Origin of the sequence: Dactylosporangium maewongense, assembly GCF_039531485.1 — a bacterium.
In the GTDB taxonomy this organism is placed as follows: Bacteria; Actinomycetota; Actinomycetes; order Mycobacteriales; family Micromonosporaceae; genus Dactylosporangium; species Dactylosporangium maewongense.
In genome coordinates this window covers 250,501-264,336 of record NZ_BAAAQD010000005.1, presented here as the reverse complement: position 1 = coordinate 264,336, position 13,836 = coordinate 250,501, and the positions used below count along the sequence as shown (strand labels likewise).

Below are 13,836 nucleotides of genomic sequence, written 5' to 3'. Positions count from 1 at the left end.
CGGTACAGGAGCGTTCCTAATCGATCTCCGATCGCGTCACCTCCCGTCGCTCAGCGTGAATGTACGCCGAATCAGAGCAGGCCGCGCCGCCCATCACCCGTTGTCGAGCGCCCGATCGCACTACGCGTTGAGGTAGGCGAGGACCGCGAGGACGCGGCGGTTGTCGTCCTCCGACTGGGGCAGGCCGAGCTTGGCGAAGATGTTGTTGATGTGCTTGCCGACGGCCTTGTCGGTGACGAAGAGCCGGGACGCGATCGCGGCGTTGGAGCGGCCCTCCGCCATCAGACCGAGCACCTCGCGCTCGCGCGGGGTGAGGGCCGCGGTCGGGGTGCTGCGGGCCAGCAGCTGGGACACGACCTCCGGGTCCATGGCGGTGCCGCCGCCGGCGACCCGGCGGACCGCGTCGACGAACTCGCCGACGGTCGCGATCCGGTCCTTCAGCAGGTAGCCGACGCCGCCGCGGCGGTCGGAGAGCAGCTCCCGCGCGTACAGCTGCTCCACGTGCTGCGACAGCACCAGCACCGGCAGGCCCGGCACCGCGGCCCGGGCGGCGATTGCCGCGCGCAGGCCCTCGTCGGTGAAGGTCGGCGGCAGCCGCACGTCGACGACGGCGACGTCGGGCCGGTGCTCCAGCAGCGCCTCGTGCAGCGCCTCGCCGGTGTCGACGGCCGCGGCGACCGTGAAGCCGTACGAGCTGAGCAGCCGGATCAGCCCGTCGCGGAGGAGGGCGAGGTCCTCGGCGATGACAACGCGCACGGCAGCTCCATGGTCAGCACGGTCGGGCCACCGGGCGGGCTGTCGACGCGCAGGACGCCGTCGAACGCGCCCAGCCGGCGCGCGACCCCGGTCAACCCGGAGCCGCTTCGCTCCTCGGCGCCGCCGACACCGTCGTCGCCGACGGTGATGTGCAGCGCGCCACCGAGGTGGGTCAACGATACCCAGGCCGCCGACGCGTGCGCGTGCTTGACGACGTTGGTGAGGGCCTCGGCGACCGCGAAGTACGCCGCGGACTCCACCGGCGCGTCGGGGCGGCCGTCCAGGTCGACGGTGACGGTCACCGGCAGGGGCAGCGTCAGCGCGAGGGCCCGCACGCCGCCGTCGAGGCCGCGTTCGGCGAGGACCGGCGGGTGGATACCGCGCACCAGGTGCCGCAGCTCCGCGAGCGCCAGCCCGCTCGCCTCCCGCGCCTCGGCGATGAGCGCCTGCGCGGCGGCCGGGTCGCGGGCGACGAGGTCCTCGGCCATCCCGAGGCTCATCGACAGCGACACGATCCGCGCCTGCGCGCCGTCGTGCAGGTCCCGCTCGATCCGGCGCAGCTCCGCGGCCTGCGCGTCGACGACGTGGGTGCGGGTCTCGGTGAGCCGGTCGACCCGCTCGGCGAGCGTGGCGAGCGCGGCGCCGCGGGTCGGGGCGAGCAGCAGCCGGTCGAAGTGCGCCAGCGTCCACAGCAGCCACGGTCCCGCGTACAGGGCGCCGGCGGTGACGAGCGCACCCTGCGGCGGGACGCTGACGACGTCGAGGGTGTCGGAGATCGGCCAGGTGACGCCGTAGCCGTACCGGCCGGTCGCGGCGTCGATGATGACCGCCACCCCGAGGAGCCCCTCCAGGCCGTACACCAGCAGCACCGGACCGGCGAGACCCAGCAGCAGCCCGACGGGGGCGCCCGCCAGGAGCCACAGCAGGTCCCGCCACGTCGCCGGGTCGCGGACCAGCCACCACCACCGGCGCGGGGTCCCGACGAACGCGCCCGCGGGCAGCGGCCGGTACGGCCGGGGGATGTCGACCCACGACCAGTCGCGTGCCGCCCGCCGGTGCAGGTCGGCGTACGCCCGCACGAGCATCGCCACCAGCGGCGCCAGCACGAGCCCCAGCCCGATCACGCTGAGCGCCAGCGACACCACGGACAGGATGAGCAGCACCAGCTTCACCGGCGGCGACAGCAGCCCGAGCAGCGCGACCCGCCCGATCGCGACGGCCCCGGCCCGCACGAACGCCTTCACCCTCATGTCGCCATTCTCGCGGCGCCCCGGCCCGGAAACAGTGGGCCTAGCCCTACCGTCGCGGGGCCGATAGCAGCCGTGGACGGCGGACCCTATAGTTCTGGGCCGTTGACCGTCACGGGGAGGAACAGGTTCGATGTGGCCATTCCGGCGAAGAGCCGCAGACAGGATCGAACACCTGGACATCGACCCGGCACAGGGCGACCCTGAGGCGACCCGGCTCATCGCGGCCGCGAAGCGCGGCGACTGGCAGGCGGCGGCGGAGACGCTGCGTGATGTCGAACACCCCGACGACCGGTACTTCTACTGCCGCGTCCTCGGCGAGCACGCCGGCGACGGCGCGTGGATCGACGAGTGGATCGCCGCGGTGCCCGGCAAGGCGACCCCGCTCACCGTCAAGGGGCTGCACGCGATCGACTGGGCGTGGCAGGCCCGCGGCAACGGCAGCGCCTCGACGGTCAGCGAGGACGCGTTCAAGGTGTTCTTCCGCCGGCTGAAGCTCGCCGAGGACTGCCTCGACGACGCGACCGAGCTCGACGCCGACGACCCGACGCCCTGGGTGGGGCTCGTCACACTCGGCCGGGCCAGGCAGCTCGGCCTCGACGAGACCCGCCGCCGGTTCGACGAGGCGGTCCGCCGGCACCCGTGGCACCGCGACGCCCACTCGCACATGCTGCAGCAGCTGTGCCGCAAGTGGAGCGGCTCGCACGAGCTGATGCACGACTTCGCCGAGTCCGCGGCCGCCGCCGCACCGCCCGGCTCGCCGCTCGGGGTCCTGGTCGCCGACGCGCACATCGAGCACTGGCTGGACCTGCCCGAGGGCGAGGACGGCGAGTACATGCACAGCCCCGAGGTCGGCGAGCGGCTGCGCCTCGCCGCGGACCGCTCCGTGCGGCACAACCGCTACGAGCGGCGCCCCGGCTGGGCCGCCGGCGACAACGCGTTCGCGATGGCGTTCACGCTCAACGGCGACCGGCCCGCCGCCGCCGAGCGCTTCGACGTGCTCGGCGACCGGGTGACGCGCTGGCCCTGGTCGTACCTCGCGACCCCCGACGTCGCGTTCACCAGGGCCCGGTCGACGGCGCGCGCCAGAGACAGCACGGCCTGACGATGACCGTCGCCGTCCGCGCCTTCCTGTCGCTGATCATGCTGGCCGGCTTCTACGTCCTCGCTCTCGTACAGTTCGCGGCCGGGCTTGCCCTCGCGATCTGGGTGGCGAGCGTCACCACCGGCTTCATCGGCGTGAAGCTCGGCGTGGCGGTGTTCGTCGCGAACGTGTGGGCCGTCGGCTACGGCAGTTGGAAGGCGCTGCGCGCCGACGGCGCGGGCCCGCAGGGCATCCCGCTCACCCCGCACAACGCGCCCGGGCTGTGGCAGACGGTGCGCGAGCTGGCCGCGGCGGTCGGCACCCGCGCCCCGGATGAGATCCACCTGGTGCCGGAGGTCAACGCCGCCGTCAGCGAACGGGCCCACCTGATGGGGCTGATCGGCGGGCGCCGCCACCTGTACGTGGGGATGCCGCTGCTGCAGACGCTGACCGTCGCGCAGCTGCGGTTCGTCCTCGCGCACGAGCTCGGCCACTACTCCGGCAGCCACACGAGGTTCGCCGGCATCTCGTACCGCGGCCGCCTCGCCCTCGCCCGCACCATCGGCCACCTCGGCACGTCCAACGTCGCCGGCTGGGTCTTCCGCGCCTACGCCGCCCTGTTCCTGCTCGTGCACAACGCCGTCAGCCGCCGCCAGGAGCTCGAGGCGGATCTCGCCGCGGTACGGGTGGCGGGCCGGCTGCCGGCGGCGAGCGCCCTGCGCGAGGTCGAGGTCCTGGACCAGGTGTTCGGCTTCTATCTCGGCACCGTCGTGCGCCCCGGCCTGGACGCCGGCTACCTGCCCGACGACGTGTTCGGCGGCTTCCCGCCGCTGCTGCGCGCCCGCGCGGAGGAGGTCTCGGCGGTGCGCGCCCGGCTCGTCACGGCGGCGCGCCCGCACGACCGCTGGGACACCCACCCGCCGCTGGCCGCCCGCGTCGAGGCCGTCATGGCGGCGCCGGAGTCCTCCTTCGCCGCCGCCGCCGGACCCGCCGCCGTCCTCGTCGCGGACCTGGCCGCCGCCGGCCGCGCCCTGCAGGCCGTGGCGCTGCCGGCCGCCATGGTCCTGCCCTGGGACGAGTTCCGCGCCGCCGTGCAGACCTCCGACCTGCAGGAGCAGTCCGACACGATGCTCCGCGCGTTCAGCCGCGCCGTCGGCCGGCCCGTCCCCGACGTCGGCGCCGTCCTGGACCTCGTCGCCGCCGGCCGCCTCGACGACCTCGCCGGCCCGCTCTTCCCCGACGCGACCCGCCGCGAGGCCCGCACCCGCTTCGCCGCGCCGCTGGAGACCCTGCTCCGCCTCGCCGCCGTCCGCTCCGGCGTGGCCCGCTGGCAGGTGTCCTGGACCGCGTCCGCCTTCCTGGTCGACCTCTCCGGCGCCCGCCTCGACCTCTCCCAGCCCGCCGGCCTCGCCTGCGACCCGGCGACCGTGGCCCTCGCCCGCCAGCAGCTGCACGCCCGCGGCGTCGACGTCACCACCGCCCGCCACGTCCGCCAGCGCGTCGGCACCGAGCACGCCGGCATCCTCGCCGGCATCACCACCGCCATCGTCGACGGCTCCCGCGCGGACCTGCTCATCCTCAGCCAAGGGCTGCTCGTGATGCCGGGGATGCCGCGGTACAAGACGGGCATGGCCCGCTACCGGATGCGCCGCTGGCTCGCCGACGGCAACCCCCGCGAACTCGCCACCACCCCCGGCGCGCGCTTCATCCCGTACGAGGAGATCACCGCCGCCGTCCGCACCACCAAGCTCCGCTTCCACTGGCAGCTCACCCTCCACGACGGCACCCTCGTCGAGGTGCGCAACGGCCCCCAGAGCGAAGAACACGCCGACGCCGAGTCCGTCTTCACCAAGTCCATGCACGACGCCACCACCTGACCGCGGCCGCATACGAGTCCGCAGGGGGTCATACCCGGTCGGTGCGGGACAGGACGCCGGTGATGGTGCGGCCGTTGTTGTAGCGGTCCGTGTGAGGCAGCGGCACCTCGGCCAGCTTGCCGTCGTACAGCATCCACAGGCCGAAACAGTCGTCCTCCTCGTCGCGGATGAGCACCTGCACCGACTCCGGCCGCGGCCAGGGCAGCGACTCGAGGAGCGGCAGCAACCCCGCCCAGGTCTGGCGCTGGAACTGGATGACCCAGGCGTAGCACTCGGACGAGCCGAAGTTCGTGCCGTAGAACTGGTTCTCGTCGACGCGACCGAAGCACTGGTGCCAGCCCCGCTGCGGGTCGGGCAGCGTGAGCGGCTCCATCACCTGCTCCGCTTCCTTCGCCAGCACGATGACCTCGGTAAATCTGCTCATCCGCGCAGTATCGCGACCATGATCGACCGACACCAGCGGGTTTGTGTCGAGGGCAGATCATGGGGCGGTGGATGAGGAGACGTTCTGGCAGGCGGTCGAGCCGGCCGGGGAACGGCGGTTCCGGGCGCTGGAGGCGCGGCTGGCGCGGTTGCCGGTTGCGGAGATCGTGCGGTTCCACACGATGATGGTGGAGAAGTGCGACCAGTTGCTCACCTGCGAGCTGTGGGAGGCGGCCCAGATCGTCACCGGGGCCGAGGTGTCGGAGGACAACTTCTACTGCTTCCGGCCGTGGGTGGTGGCGCTGGGGCGGGAGATGTTCGAGTGGGTGCTGGACGATCCTGACCTGCTGGCTGAGCATCCGCAGGTGCGGCGGCTGGCGGGCATGCGGGGTGAGCGCTGGTCGGACGAGGACTATCCGCACGCGGAGGAGCTGCTCGGCGTGGGTGAGGCCGCGTTCGAGCTCGTCCTCGCCAAGCTGCATCCGACGTACGCGGCGCTCGTGGAGCTTCCGGACGCGTTCGAGCGCAGGCCGCGCGGGATTCCCGGCGCGCGGTGGCCGGCGGGGTTCGGTGAGGCCGGGCGGCTGGAGAAGCTGTACCCGGACCTCACCGAACTGTTCGCGGGGGCGGGGAAGGGTCAGGAGGTGTAGAGGCCGCGGCTGTAGCGGTCCTCGGCGTAGTACTCCTCGAGCTGCTCGAGCGACTCGTTGGTGTTCAGGACGCTCTTGATGAGCTTCGCGTGGGACGGCAGGTCCTCGGGGGTCCAGGTCTCGGGCTTCCACAGGTTGGAGCGCATGAAGGCCTTCTGGCAGTGGAAGAAGATGGTGTCGATGTCGACGACGAGGGCGAGGATCGGCCGGTGGCCCTCGACGACCATCGAGGAGAACCACGGGGCGTCGGTGAGCAGGCGGGCGCGGCCGTTGATGCGCAGCGTCTCGCGGCGGCCCGGGATCAGGAAGATCAGGCCGACGTGAGGGTTGGCGAGGATGTTGTGGAAGCTGTCGGCGCGCCGGTTGCCGGGGCGCTCCGGCAGGGCGATGGTCCGCTCGTCGATGACGTGGGTGAAGCCGGGCGGGTCGCCCTTCGGGGAGACGTCGCAGTTGCCGTCGGCGTCGGAGGTGCCGACGAGGACGAACGGCGACAGCGCCAGCCAGTCCCGGTCGGTCTGTGCCAGGGTGCTGCGTTCCTTGCTCGCGGCCCGGGGCATCGGCGACCCGAGCAGGTCCTCCAGTTCAGCGGTCGAGGTGATCTGCATGGTCCTCAGCATAGGACCCGTAACAACCTGTAACGATGAAGCTATTGTACGGCCGGACGTGTGCGATTAGCGTCGGCTCATGACCGGACACATCTCCGACGCGGACGCCTACCGTGACGACCGCGCGCACGTCTTCCACTCCTGGTCGGCGCAGCGGGCGCTGGACCCGGTCGTCGTCACCGGCGGCCTCGGCAGCACGTTCTGGGACGCCGCCGGCACCAGGTACCTCGACTTCTCCTCACAGCTGGTGAACCTGAACCTCGGGCATCAGCACCCGCGGGTCGTCGCCGCGATCCAGGAGCAGGCGGCGCTGCTGTGCACGGTCGCGCCGAGCTTCGCCAACCCGGCGCGCAGCGAGGCCGCGCGGCTCATCGCGGAGGTGGCGCCCGGGGACCTGTCGCACGTGTTCTTCACCAACGGCGGCACCGAGGCCAACGAACACGCCGTCAAGATGGCGCGGCTGACGACCGGCCGGCACAAGATCCTGGCCGCGTACCGGTCGTACCACGGCGCGACCACCGGATCGATCACGCTCACCGGCGATCCGCGCCGCTGGGCCAACGAGCCCGCGATGCCGGGCGTCGTGCGTTTCTTCGGCCCGTACCCCTACCGCTCCTCCTTCCACGCGGACAGCCCGGAGCAGGAGACCCAGCGCGCCCTGCAGCACCTCGAGGAGGTGTTCATGTTCGAGGGGCCGGGCACGATCGCCGCCGTCGTGCTGGAGACGGTCGTCGGGACCAACGGGATCCTCGTGCCGCCGCCCGGGTACCTCGCCGGGGTCCGCGAGCTGTGCGACCGGCACGGGGCGCTGCTGATCTGCGACGAGGTGATGAGCGGGTTCGGCCGGTGCGGTGAGTGGTTCGCCGTCGACCGGTGGGGTGTGGTGCCGGACCTGATCACGTTCGCGAAGGGCGTCAACTCCGGTTACGTCCCGCTGGGCGGGGTCGTGCTCGGCGACAAGGTGTACGACACGTTCGCGGAGCGCCCGTTCCCCGGCGGCCTCACGTACTCGGGCCACCCCCTGGCCTGCGCGGCGGCCGTCGCGACCATCGAGGTGATGCGCGACGAGCGGATCCCCGAGCGGGTCAAGGACCTCGGCGAGCGGGTCGTCGCGCCGCGGCTGGAGAAGCTGCGCGACCGGCACCCGTCGGTCGGGGAGGTGCGCGGCCTGGGCCTGTTCTGGGCGATCGAGCTGGTCCGCGACCGCGACACCCGCGAGATGCTGGTGCCCTACAACGCGTCCGGCGCCGCGGCCAAGCCGATGGCCGACGTCGTCGCCGCCTGCAAGGCCCGCGGCGTGTGGCCGTTCACGCACTTCAACCGGCTGCACGTGGTGCCGCCGCTGGTCGTCACCGAGGAAGAGCTGCTGCAGGGCATCGACGCGATCGACGACGCCCTCGACGCGGCCGACGCGCACGTGGCGTGACCGGGCCCGGCGCTGCTGGAATCTTCTCAGCAGCGCCACCGTCGCGGTCAAGGCCCGAACGGATACGCCCGCAGCGTCGTCTGCTCCAGCCCCTCGGCCGTGGCCCGCAACGACACCCAGCCCTTGCCGCCCGGGTGCGCGACCGCGACGTGCGTGGCGGTCACCAGCGCGGGGAACCATGAGCGCCCGTCGTCGTAGGACACCTCCACACCCGGCCGCACCGCCGTCGTCGCCTGCGTCGTCATCCGGTACGGGAAGCGAAACGCCCGGCCGGCGGCGGCGGTGCCGTCGGCCCGCAGTACAGGCGCGAAGGACACCGCGCGCAGCGGCATCCGCCGCCAGTCCCCGCCGGGCACATGTTCGGACCGGAACGTCCAGGCGACGTCGACGACGGTCCCGAACGCCGCCGGCTCCGCCCGCATCTCCAGGCGGAACAGTCCCGGCTCCGGCGGCACCTCGAACACCCCTTCCGCGGCGTCGGCCTCGGCGACGAGCACGCCGTCGCGGTACACGGCCGTCCGCGCCCTCGCGTACTCCGCGCTCCCCGGATGCCCGGCGCCGTCCCCGTGCAGCCGGGCCGCGACGACGAGCGTGTCACCGTTGCGCGACACCCACTGCTCGGGCAGCTCCTGTACGTCGACGCCCGGCGCCGCGACCCCCTCGTTCCACGCCGTGCCGGCCGGCCCTTCCAGCCGCACCCCGGCGGCCGGCTCCTCGAACGTGGTCCGCCACGTCACGCCGCCCGCGTCGAGGTTGTAGTGGTCGTCGCGGCGCGCCGGGAGCGCCTCGAGCGGCAGGGCCGCGGCGAACACCCCGCCCCCGCCCGGCATCCGCGGCCTCGTGTACGTGACGCCCGCGCCGCCGACCCTCGCCCCGAACCGGCTCCTGACGGTGCTCAGCTGTCCCGGGGTCAGGGTGCGGGCGAGGCCGGCGGGCAGCCGCCCGTACACCATCCAGGCCAGGAAGTAGACGGCCCCGGCGGCGGTCATGGTGACCGCGACCATGACCCGGAACCCGTCGACCGGCCGCTCCCCGCCCAGCGCCCCGTAGTACACGCCACGCAGGTCACCGCGCACCGCGAACCCGTTCTCCCACGTCTCACCACCGGTGACCGGCATCCTGTACCTGACCTCGAGCAGCTCCGGCACCGCGTCCTGCCGCGGCACGGCGATCGCCACGGGCCGCCCGGCCCGCGCGTCGGCGGTCAGGGTCACCGCCCCGTCGACCCGGATTCCGGGCTGCACGAGCCAGGTCCGCACGCGGTCCTCCTGCACCTCCACCGAGACCAGGTACGTCCCCCGGTCGACCGGCACCCGCACCGTCCCCTCGAACGGCACCCCGATCGGCTCCGCCGGCCGGTCGGTGCGGACCAGCTCCAGGAACGCCTTCGCCGGCCCGCCGCCCCGGCCCACGGCCAGGACGACGACTTCGGCCGTCCCGGTTGTCCCGGCTGCTACGGCGACCCCGGGCGCTCCGGGCGCTCCGGGCGCGAGCGCCGTGCCGGCGGCGGTTGCCCCGGCCACGAGGATGGTTCGTCTGCGAATCGTCACACCTGTACACGCGACGACCTACGCCCTGGTTCCCTTCTTTCGGCCGGTGTGCGGGGGGTGTGGTTGAGGAAGGATGGGTGGTGAGCGGTTGAGGGGAGGTCGCTCATGCCACGGCCATACTTTTCTTTGTCCGCACCGCTTTCCGGCCCGGCGCCGCGGGTTTCGGAGGTCGACTGGGCCGCGGTCGGCGCCGCCCGGCGCGCCTCCGCCGCTGAGGAGCACAGCCGCCGGCGGGAGGCCAGGTCGCGCGCCAAGGCGGAGTTCGCCGAGGCCCGCACGCACGGCCTCGCCGCCCGCCACGCCACCAAGCTGACCCGCCTCAGCAACGCCCGCACCCTCACCACCGCACCCCCACCGGCAACACGCCCGACCGCCCCACCCCCGCCGACCGTCCCACCACCGCCCCCTCCGACCGTGTCACCGCCGATGTCTCCCGGCCGCGCCACCACGACCACCGCCTCCGACCGCCTCACCGGCACCGCGTGCGCCGTTCAGCCCGTGCTGCCCTCGGCCGCGCACTCGACCACCTCGCCGGCAACGTCCGTGGCGGTCGGGCCAGCGCCGTCAACCACCCAGCGGGCAACGGTTCCGACTGCACCGCCACCTTCAACCGCTTCGCCACCGACGCTCGCGACGGTCCAGCTGGTGACGCCCTCGGTCGCGACGGCGGCAGCACGCTCGACCGTCTCGGCAACGTCTGCGGGCACCCCAGCGGCGACGCCCTTGGCTGCGACGTCAGCAGCGGACTCGACCGCCTCGGCACCGCCTGTGGCCGCCCAGCCGGTGCCACCCTTGTCTGCGACGTCGGCAGCGGGCTTGACCTCGTCTGCGGGCACCCCGGCGGTGGCGTCTGCGGGCACCCCGCCAGTCAGGCGTTCGACGGATCCGCACGCGAGCGCGCGGCCCGGCGCACCGGCATCGGCCCCGCCTGCGACCGCCGTCCCGGGCACCCGGGGGAACTCCCCGCGCCGCCCGCACCCTCGGCGCCGCCCGCCGGTCCAGGTCCACCGGCGACAACGGTTCCCATCTCGGTCCATCGGGCGGTGCACCCGAGCCACGCCGTGCTCGTCGGAGGCAACGCCTTCGCTCGCCCCACCGGCGTTGAGTTCCACGGCTCCAGCGGTGTCCCGAGCCCCGCCGACATTTCCACGTCTGCTGGCGACCACGGAGGTCCAACTCGTGGGGCCGCGCCGGTCGCCGGTGCCACGCCAATTCCCGGTGGCGCGCCGCTTGCCGGTGGCGCACCGAGCCGCCCTGGAGCCGCACCGAGTCTAGGGGTCTCAGCTGGTGAGGTTGTGGTCTTGGGCATGATCTGCTGTTCGTGGCGGAAGCTGCCCTCGAGGGCTTTCGGGGTGTCCCGGCCGACGGTGCACCGCCGGTTCATCGAGTGGACCATGCACGGGCTGTGGGAACACCTCCACCACGAGCGCTGCTCCCGCGGCTGGAGTCCCTCATACCTGTACAGGCCGTCGCGGCTGGCCGGTCCTACCGCATCTGGCCGTCCACCTGTCGGGTCCCTTCCGTCGTGTTCGCCGCGCTGTCCTGTCGTGTTCGACTGCCCGCCGTCCCACTGGCGCTCGAGAAGGACCTCGTCGAGCGACTGGTGTCCATCCTGTTCACAGTGGGTCAGTCGGTGGGGTGGTGAGGGGTGGCAGTAGGTCGCTGTTGCTGAGGGTGTACGTCAGCGGAGGGTAGGTGAAGGCCGTTTCGGTGTTCTCGCGGCGCCGCAGCAGGAAGAACTCGTGTTGCTGGGCGGCGTCGGCTGAGGTCAGGTGCGCGCCGTTGGACAGGGTCGCATGGCCGTCGTGGTGGCGGACGAAGGTCTTCGATGTCCGGAAGGTCACGCCCAGCCAGCGGTTCTCGGGCATCTGGGCGGGTCTGTCCAGCATGATCCGGTGGCGGTGGCGGCGGTTGGTGTCGAGGGAGAACACGATGACGCTGTTGTGGGGCATCGGGATCTCGTAGGTGGCGCCGCCGGGCTCCTTCGGCTCGACGACCAGTTTCCGCGGTGGGTGCACCTCGGGTCGTTCGTAGCAGGAGAAGACGGCGATGGACGACCCGTCCGCGAGGTCGAGGGCCTGGTCGCTGTGGCCGCCCATGGTGGTGTACGCGTTCGTGTAGCTCTCGACGAGCGCGTTGTTGAAGGCGGCAGGGAGCGCCGCGCAGGCCTGGACCTGTCGCGCCAGCCGCTCGTACACCGGCGGAAAACGCTGCGCGGGCAGGCTGTAGCGGGTGGTGGTGCGCACGATCGGCACGTCACCCGTCTCGCCGGTCCCGACCAGGACGGCGCCCAGCCGGCCCTTGCCCACCGGTTCGAACCGCACCGACGCGAACAGCTCCTCGAACGGGTTTCCGCCGGCGGTCAGGGTGTACGAGCGGAACTCAGACCCGGGGTGCAAGGTAGTCCCCCGAGTTCATGCTGAAGCGCAGCTCGTCGCCGTAGTGGACGAACGACTGGGTCCGGTTCTCCTCGGCGTACAACCTGCGCAGCTCGGCCATGCCCTCCGGCGTGGGCGGTCCCAGCTCGACCGGACCGGCGTCCGTCTTGAGGAACGTCTGCCCGTCCCTGTGCACGGCCTCGGCGCTCGAACAGCGGACCACATAACCGAGGCGGGTCGGCAGCAGCCCGGCGTCCAGGGTCGGGGGCCGGACCTCGTGCGTGTACAGCCGGTTCGTGGACAGCGGCATGAAGAACACGGAGCCGGGATAGAGGGTCAGGGTGAACTGCTCCGGAAGGTCGGCCGGCGCCTTGAGCCGGAAGTGCAGCCTGGTGAGCCCGCTGACACCGTTCAGGCCGTGGTCGAAGGGTCCCAGGGGGCGCAGCTTGTCGAGCCCGTCGTAGAAGGTGCAGAAGGCCATGACGCCGTTGCCGGGCATGTCCTTGGTCTTGTCGGCGTGCGCCGAGATCTTGGCCTTGGACTGCTTGCGCTCGTCGGTGCCCGGGGTGTTGTGGTAGATCTGCGCGAGGACGTGGTTCAGCGGGGCGTGGCCCCGGAACACGTGGGCGGCCTCCCGGTTCAGGGCCTCGACGATGCGCGTGTCGGTCGCGGCGAAGTTCTCGGTCGGGCCTGAGAGGTTCGTGGAGCACCGGAGCAGGCGGAAGTGCAGGTCGGCGCCGTCCCGTGTGACGGGGGTCAGGTAGATCCCGGTGCGGTGGGCGGTGCCGGGCTTGGTGGACTCCGTGAGGGACTGGAACGCGTGCTCCGAGCTGATCCGGCCGAAGTGGCCGGCGCCGGGGTCGAAGAACCGCCGGTAGTACACGCCGGCGCCGTGGACGCGGACTGGAACCTGCCCGAGGTCGACGACCGGCCAGGGCGCGCCGTCGTGGCCGTGCGAGAGCTCCTTGACGACGAACACCCGCGCGGCCCCGTCGAGCGCGTGCGCGCCGATGCTGGACACGTCGCCGCACAGGTAGACGGTCCTGCGATGCACGGCGGGCAGCTCCTGCGGCGTGCTCACGGCCCCGAAGAAGTCCCTGACCAGCGGATCGTCGTGCAGGGCCGCCGGCGCGACCAGGATGTTGCCCGCGTCCTCGATGCGGGCCTCTGCGGTGTGCATGGCGCTGTACCTGCCATTCGAATGCGACGTCACGGGTTGGCACCGTCGTTGGTGCGTTGCAGGTCGAAGCCCCAGCGGACGAGCTCGGGCAGGTCATCGGCGGGGACGTCGTAGGGCAGCAGCGCGAGGGCGCGGCCGATGTCGACGCCGGCGTCGACGAGTTGCGGGTCGTGGGCCGCCCGCAGGAGGACGTCGATGGTACGGGGGTGCTTCCAGGACGCGAGGTCGACGATGCCGGCGGCGCGCAGCGGCACATCCTCGGACGGGTCGAACAGGAGGGTGGCGAGGCGTTCGGCGCGGTCGTCCCAGGGCAGCTCGCCGGGCACCCGCAGGGCCTGCAGGAACTGCTCCGGCGGGCGGTACCCGTGCACCTCGACGTAGTGCAGGAGCATGACCGGGGCGGCGTACACCTCGCCGTCGTGGGCGTAGTAGTGGTATTCGCCGTTGCCGTCGTGGGGGGCGGTCGTGCCGGGGCACCACGGGCAGTCGTGCCAGCCGAGCATCACGTTGGACCGCGCGCGGGAGGCGGCGCGCAGGGGTCGCGGGTCGACGTCCGGGGCGGGCGGTCGCGGGATGAAGGAGGGTCCCAGCCAGCCGACGTTGCGCATCGGGAGCGGGAACTCGTAATACTCGTACGGCGACAGGTCGGGGTACTCCACG

Annotated in this window: 13 protein-coding genes; 4 read left to right on the top strand and 9 right to left on the bottom strand. The window is 72.7% G+C overall.

All coding sequences use genetic code 11. The features are described from left to right. Positions 1-120: 120 nt before the first annotated feature. Together ABD332_RS15475 and ABD332_RS15470 are read right to left on the bottom strand one after the other, a co-directional pair. A complete protein-coding gene (locus ABD332_RS15475; RefSeq protein WP_344502579.1) occupies positions 121-756 on the bottom strand; it encodes a LuxR C-terminal-related transcriptional regulator in 636 nt (211 codons plus the stop codon). Next, positions 708-2,006, bottom strand: coding sequence for a sensor histidine kinase (locus tag ABD332_RS15470; RefSeq protein ID WP_344502578.1), 1,299 nt, complete (start codon positions 2,004-2,006; stop codon positions 708-710). The genes ABD332_RS15475 and ABD332_RS15470 overlap by 49 nt, the downstream gene beginning before the upstream one ends. A 130-nt stretch (positions 2,007-2,136) precedes the next feature. Between ABD332_RS15470 and ABD332_RS15465 the strand changes: the two genes are divergently transcribed. Together ABD332_RS15465 and ABD332_RS15460 are read left to right on the top strand one after the other, a co-directional pair. Beyond that, positions 2,137-3,108, top strand: coding sequence for a hypothetical protein (locus ABD332_RS15465; protein ID WP_344502577.1), 972 nt, complete (start codon positions 2,137-2,139; stop codon positions 3,106-3,108). Positions 3,109-3,110: 2 nt separating this feature from the next. Then, a complete protein-coding gene (locus ABD332_RS15460) occupies positions 3,111-4,964 on the top strand; it encodes a M48 family metalloprotease (protein ID WP_344502576.1) in 1,854 nt (617 codons plus the stop codon). Positions 4,965-4,992: 28 nt separating this feature from the next. On the opposite strand, the gene ABD332_RS15455 is transcribed toward ABD332_RS15460, so the two are convergent. Then, positions 4,993-5,388, bottom strand: a complete 396-nt coding sequence (locus ABD332_RS15455; protein ID WP_344502575.1) for a hypothetical protein — start codon at positions 5,386-5,388, stop codon at positions 4,993-4,995. A gap of 67 nt (positions 5,389-5,455) precedes the next feature. Here ABD332_RS15455 and ABD332_RS15450 point away from each other — a divergent pair, with 67 nt between their 5' ends. Beyond that, positions 5,456-6,037: a DUF4240 domain-containing protein gene (locus tag ABD332_RS15450; protein ID WP_344502574.1), complete on the top strand. Its 582-nt coding sequence runs from the start codon at positions 5,456-5,458 to the stop codon at positions 6,035-6,037. On the opposite strand, the gene ABD332_RS15445 is transcribed toward ABD332_RS15450, so the two are convergent. Then, positions 6,025-6,654 (bottom strand): pyridoxamine 5'-phosphate oxidase family protein, encoded by a 630-nt coding sequence (locus ABD332_RS15445; protein ID WP_344502573.1) that lies wholly within the window; start codon positions 6,652-6,654, stop codon positions 6,025-6,027. The genes ABD332_RS15450 and ABD332_RS15445 overlap by 13 nt on opposite strands. Positions 6,655-6,721: 67 nt before the next feature. Here ABD332_RS15445 and ABD332_RS15440 point away from each other — a divergent pair, with 67 nt between their 5' ends. Further along, positions 6,722-8,068 carry an aspartate aminotransferase family protein gene (locus tag ABD332_RS15440; RefSeq protein ID WP_344502572.1) on the top strand — a complete coding sequence of 449 codons (1,347 nt, stop codon included), beginning with the start codon at positions 6,722-6,724 and terminating at the stop codon, positions 8,066-8,068. 47 nt (positions 8,069-8,115) lie between these two features. Here the strand turns inward: ABD332_RS15440 and ABD332_RS15435 are convergent, their stop codons facing one another. The 5 genes from ABD332_RS15435 to ABD332_RS15415 form a co-directional block, all read right to left on the bottom strand. Next, complete coding sequence (locus tag ABD332_RS15435) at positions 8,116-9,591, bottom strand: hypothetical protein (protein WP_344502571.1); 1,476 nt, start codon at positions 9,589-9,591, stop codon at positions 8,116-8,118. 518 nt (positions 9,592-10,109) lie between these two features. Beyond that, positions 10,110-10,568 (bottom strand): hypothetical protein, encoded by a 459-nt coding sequence (locus ABD332_RS15430; protein WP_344502570.1) that lies wholly within the window; start codon positions 10,566-10,568, stop codon positions 10,110-10,112. 666 nt (positions 10,569-11,234) lie between these two features. Continuing rightward, positions 11,235-12,017, bottom strand: a complete 783-nt coding sequence (locus tag ABD332_RS15425) for an alpha-ketoglutarate-dependent dioxygenase AlkB (RefSeq protein ID WP_344502569.1) — start codon at positions 12,015-12,017, stop codon at positions 11,235-11,237. Then, positions 12,001-13,176 carry a hypothetical protein gene (locus ABD332_RS15420; RefSeq protein WP_344502568.1) on the bottom strand — a complete coding sequence of 392 codons (1,176 nt, stop codon included), beginning with the start codon at positions 13,174-13,176 and terminating at the stop codon, positions 12,001-12,003. Before ABD332_RS15420 ends, ABD332_RS15425 begins: the two co-directional genes overlap by 17 nt. Positions 13,177-13,205: 29 nt before the next feature. Beyond that, entirely contained in the window at positions 13,206-13,835 is a 630-nt protein-coding gene (locus ABD332_RS15415) for a DUF7919 family protein (RefSeq protein WP_344502567.1), read from the bottom strand. Position 13,836 lies beyond the last annotated feature (1 nt).